The organism is Cupriavidus sp. 05T313, assembly GCF_056396665.1.
In genome coordinates this window covers 1-4,781 of the sequence record NZ_JBFTLX010000379.1, presented here as the reverse complement: position 1 = coordinate 4,781, position 4,781 = coordinate 1, and the positions used below count along the sequence as shown (strand labels likewise).

Below are 4,781 nucleotides of genomic sequence, written 5' to 3'. Positions count from 1 at the left end.
GTCGTGCAGGTAATTGACGAACGCCTCCACCTCGGCGCTCTGCCAGCTCAGCCCCAGGTCCAGTTCCGGATTCATCAGCACCGCGAACATATTGTTGGTGGCCACGCCGCCGCGCGGGTTTTCCGGCTGGATGGTGCCGCCGCCGGAGAGTACGCCAGCGAGCAGCTCGGCCACCACGCCCAGCGCATAGCCCTTGTGTCCGCCGAAGGGCAGCAGCGCGCCCGGATGCTCGCCGAACATGGTGGAGGCATCGGTGGTGGGGTTGCCGTCGGCATCGATGATGCTGTTTTCCGGCGCGGGCTCGCCCTTCTCCGCCAGCACGCGCGCCTTGTTGATGGCGATCGCGCTGGTGGCGATATCTACCACCAGCGGCGGGCGGCCGTTGGGCATGGGCCCGGCGAAGCACAGCGGGTTGGTGGTCAGCCGCGCCGCGCGGCCGCCATAGGGCGCCACTGCCGGCGCGCGGTTGATCACGTTGGTGAAGCTCAGCAGCACGAAGCGTTCCTTCGCCACCATCTCGCCRAAGTGGCCCATGCGGCCGAGATGGTGCGAGCGGCGCAGCGTGACGATGCAGTGGCCGTGCTGGCGCACCCGTTCGATCGCGGTCTCGATGACGGTCTTGCCCACGTGCTGGCCGAAGCCGCCGTTGCCGTCGAACACCAGCAGGCTGCCACGGTCGAGCACGCATTCGGCGCGGCCGGCGGGGTTGACGTTGCCGCCTGCGAGCGAGCGCCGGTAGTTGGGCAGGATCGACAGGCCGTGGCTGGTATAGCCGCAGCGGTCGGCTTCGACCAGGTGTTCGRCCACGTCGTCGGCGATATCGGCCGGCACGCCCTGCGCTGCCAGCAGGTCGCGGGCGAGCTGGAGGGCGGATTGCAGTGTGATTTTCGTCATGCGTCCCGTCCCTTCAGATCCAGCCCAGCCAGCGCCAGTAGGTGGCGGCGAACAGCAGCATCATGGCGTAGCCGATCAGCGTGACGGGAATGCCGACCCTGGCGAACTGCTTGCCGTTGAAGGTGTCCGTGCCCAGGCACACCATGTTCTGCGGCGCGTTGATCGGGAGGATAAAGCCGAAGCTCACAGTGAAGCCGAGCAGCATTGTCAGCCCGATCTTGTTGATATCGCCTGGCAGCGTCTGCAGCACCGAGATCAGGATCGGCAGCAGCGCGGCGGTGAGCGCGGTGGCGCTGGCAAAGCCCAGGTGGATCAGGATCAGGAAGGCCGCAAGGATCGCGAACACCAGGATCGGCCCCTGCGTGGCGAGCCCGGAGTGCGTCACCACGAACTTGCCCAGCCATTGTCCGGCCTGCGTGGTGAGCAGCGCGGTGCCCAGGCTGATGCCCACGCCGAACACGATCAGCGTGCCCCACGGCGTGCGCTGCTGCATGGTCTTCCAGTCCATCACGCCGATGCGCGGCATCATCAGGATCACCAGGCCGACGAAGGTGACGGTGGCGGTGTCGAACTGATGCAGCTTGCCTTCCGTGGCCCAGAACAGGAGCAGCCCGATGGACACCGCGGCGAGCCGCTTCTGCGGGCCGGTCATCGGGCCCAGCCCGGCTAGTTCCTTTTGCACGGCTTCCTTGCCGCCGGGGATGGCTTCGGTCTCGGCAGGCAGCAGGAAGCGCACCAGGAAATACAGCACCACCGACATCGCGACGGCCCACGGCGCGCCGGCGATCAGCCATTGCAGCCAGGTGATGCGCTCGCCCAGCAGCTTGTCCATGAAGCCGACCGTCAGCAGGTTCTGCGCGGCGGCGGTCTGGATGCCGACGTTCCAGATGCTGGTGGCCATGGCCACCGTGATCATGATGCCGGCGGCGATGTTCGATTTCTTGTCGACCCCGAAGGCCGCGATGATGCCCATCATGATCGGCACCACGCAGGCGCTGCGCGCGGTGGCGCTCGGCACCACCAGCGACAGCAGGATGGTCACCGCGATGCTGCCGATCAGGATGCGCCGGGTGCTGGTGCCGATGGCCGACAGCGTCACCAGCGCGATGCGCCGGTCAAKCCCGGTCACGGTCATGGCCGCCGAGATGAACAGCGCGGCGGCAACCAGCGCCAGCGCGGTATTGGAGAAGCCGGCCAGCGCCATGCCGAGGGCGCGCGATGTGCCGTATTGCGTGGACGGGTCCGTCACCGTGGGCGCGAAGCCGATCAGCGCGGCCATCAGCGACGTGATCATGATGGCGCTGGCTTCGTAGGAGACCGCTTCGGTGATCCACACCACGATGGCGAAGGCGAGGATAGCCAGCATGCGATGGCCCGCCACCGGCAGGTCCGCGGGCAGCGGCAGGGCAAGGATGCCGATCAGCACCACGGCGGCGGCGTAGAGCCCCCATGGTGTCTGCTTCTTCGGCGTGGCTTGCGGCGTGGCGGGCACGCCGGGGGCGGAGGGGACGGTCTGGGTCGGAGTGCGAGAGTCTGTCATCGCTTTCCCTTGGGTTGTCTTGTTGATCGTTGGCTCAACACGGGATGGCGGACGTCACGCGCGGGCAAGAATGCTAGCCGGTGACTGGCTTGATGGCGGCGTCGTTCGTTCGGTCTTCCGTGAAGACTGGCGGATGCGCAGGCCGGCTTTTGGCCGGGTTGCAGCGTTCGACATGGGGAAATTATCGTGCCGGCCAACAGCGTATGTCGAGGCCGGATCACGGCTCGCATGATCAGGATCAAGGAGAGGGCTCGCGCCGGGAAATTACCGTGTGCGGTGGGGTCCTACTTTCAGATCGTTGCAGTACAAGGGCTGGCGGGCGGTGTCCCGCGGGCGTAACGCCCGCCTGCGCGGTGATCTGAAAAAAATGGAGCACATGATGAAGGTTTTGGTGAGAGGGCTACATGCCGGAGTCGACGCAGCCAGGCTGCGTGAAGCGCTGGCCGCTTACGTGAGCGTCAAGGACGTCGAGCTGATCTGTGAGGGCGATGGCTCACATCCCTGGGCCTGGGTCGACCTGGACCTGGACGATGTGGACCCGATGAGCGTGTGGAAACTGGTGGCAATGCTCGATCGCCGTTATATTGCTGGCTGCCATACGCGCTGGCATGTGCCGGCCTATCGCGCGCGATGAGACGCGCGCAACCCAACCACAGGGCAGGGAAACAATGCAGGGATTGTTCGCGTGGCGCCGCCACGCCATCATGGCGGACGCGCCATCACTAGGTACCGGCGTGCCCGGCACCGCACCGCTGGTGCTGGAAAACGTTGTCAATATCCGCGATCTCGGCGGCCTTCCCACGCGGGACGGCCACCGCGTGCGCGCCGGCAAGCTGTTTCGCAGCGGCAACCCGGGCCTGGCCAGCGCCGCCGACATGGAGCGGCTGCGCGCCTTGCAACTGGACGCGGTGATCGATTTCCGTTCGCCCGGAGAAAAGTCGGCGGCGGAGAGCCCCTTCGGCCAGGCCTTCCGCTGGGTAGCCACGCCGGTGCTGGAGGGCAGCATGTCGATGGCCGAACTGATGCCGCGCCTGCGCGAAGGCAGCGCGGCGCAGACGGAGGCCTTCATGCTGGAGGTCTACGGCGATTTTCCGCGCAAGTACCAGGCTGCCTTCGGCGGCTTCCTGAAGCTCGCGGAGCAGGGCGGCAACCTGCTGTACCACTGCACCGCGGGCAAGGACCGCACCGGCTTTGCCTCGCTGTTGTTGCTGGCGGGCCTGGGCGTGGAGCGCGATACCATCATGGCCAACTACCTGGAGTCGAATCACCGGAACCAGGGCTTCAACCAGAAGATGAGCGCCGGCGCGGCGCAGTTCGGCGTCGATCCCGCGGTGATGTGGCCGTTGCTGGAGGTGAAGGCGTCTTACCTGGAAGCTTCCATGCAGGCCATCGAGCAGGAATACGGCGGCATCGACGCGTACCTGGGCGAGGTGCTCAAAGTGGATGCGGAGCGGTTGCGCCGGGCGTACCTGGTGCGGGCGTAGCGCGTTCCCGGCGCGGAGGCGCTACGTCCCCACGCCTTGCTCCTTCATGATCCGCGCGGTATTCAGCGCGATCATGCCCTCCTCGTCGGTGGGCAGCACCAGCACCGGCACACGGCTGTTATCGCGGCTGATGCGTTGCCGGTTCTCGCCGTTCGCGCCGGCGTCCAGGCCGATGCCGAACAGGTCCGCCAGCCGCGCGCAGATCTTCTCGCGCACCGGCGGTGAGTTCGCGCCGATACCGGCGGTGAACACCAGCGCGTCGAGGCCGCCCAGCGTGGTGGCGAGCTTGCCGATCTCCTGCGCCGCACGGTACGCATAGAAATCGATGGCCAGGCGCGCGCGCGGCGTGTCGCTGTCCAGCAGTGCGCGCATATCGCTGCTGATGCCCGACAAGCCCTTGAGCCCCGATTCCTGGTACAGCATGGTCTCGATGTCCTTGGTGCTCATGCCTTGCTGCGACAGCCACAGGATGGCGCCGGCATCGATGGCGCCGCAGCGCGTGCCCATCGGCAGGCCGTCGAGCGCGGTCAGGCCCATGGTGGATTCCACGCTGCGCCCCTCGCGCATGGCGCACAGGCTGGCGCCGTTGCCCAGGTGCGCCACGATCACGCGGCCGGCGGCCAGGTCGGGCGCTACCTGCTGCAGGCGGCGCGCGATGTATTCGTAGGACAGGCCATGGAATCCGTAGCGGCGGATGCCGCGCTCGAAGTATTCGTAGGGCAGCGCCAGCAGTTGCGCCAGCGTATCGTGSCCGGCGTGGAAGGCGGTGTCGAAGMMGGCCACCTGCAGCAGCTCCGGCACGGCGGCGCGCACCGCACGGATCGCGGTCAGGTTATGCGGCTGGTGGAGCGGGGCGAGCGGGA

Annotated in this window: 5 protein-coding genes; 2 read left to right on the top strand and 3 right to left on the bottom strand. The window is 67.1% G+C overall.

What is annotated here, in order from left to right:
• Both AC1DKD_RS39200 and AC1DKD_RS39195 read right to left on the bottom strand, forming a co-directional pair.
• Positions 1–894 (bottom strand): Ldh family oxidoreductase (locus AC1DKD_RS39200; RefSeq protein ID WP_477144559.1); only part of this gene is annotated, 894 nt, incomplete at its 3' end.
• Positions 895–907: 13 nt separating this feature from the next.
• Positions 908–2,434, bottom strand: a complete 1,527-nt coding sequence (locus AC1DKD_RS39195) for a DASS family sodium-coupled anion symporter (protein ID WP_477144558.1) — start codon at positions 2,432–2,434, stop codon at positions 908–910.
• 379 nt (positions 2,435–2,813) lie between these two features.
• Between AC1DKD_RS39195 and AC1DKD_RS39190 the strand changes: the two genes are divergently transcribed.
• Positions 2,814–3,068: an RNA-binding protein gene (locus tag AC1DKD_RS39190; protein WP_441626579.1), complete on the top strand. Its 255-nt coding sequence runs from the start codon at positions 2,814–2,816 to the stop codon at positions 3,066–3,068.
• A gap of 34 nt (positions 3,069–3,102) precedes the next feature.
• Complete coding sequence (locus AC1DKD_RS39185; RefSeq protein WP_441626531.1) at positions 3,103–3,918, top strand: tyrosine-protein phosphatase; 816 nt, start codon at positions 3,103–3,105, stop codon at positions 3,916–3,918.
• Between the two features lie 21 nt (positions 3,919–3,939).
• On the opposite strand, the gene AC1DKD_RS39180 is transcribed toward AC1DKD_RS39185, so the two are convergent.
• Positions 3,940–4,781 (bottom strand): acetate/propionate family kinase (locus AC1DKD_RS39180; protein WP_477144557.1); only part of this gene is annotated, 842 nt, incomplete at its 5' end.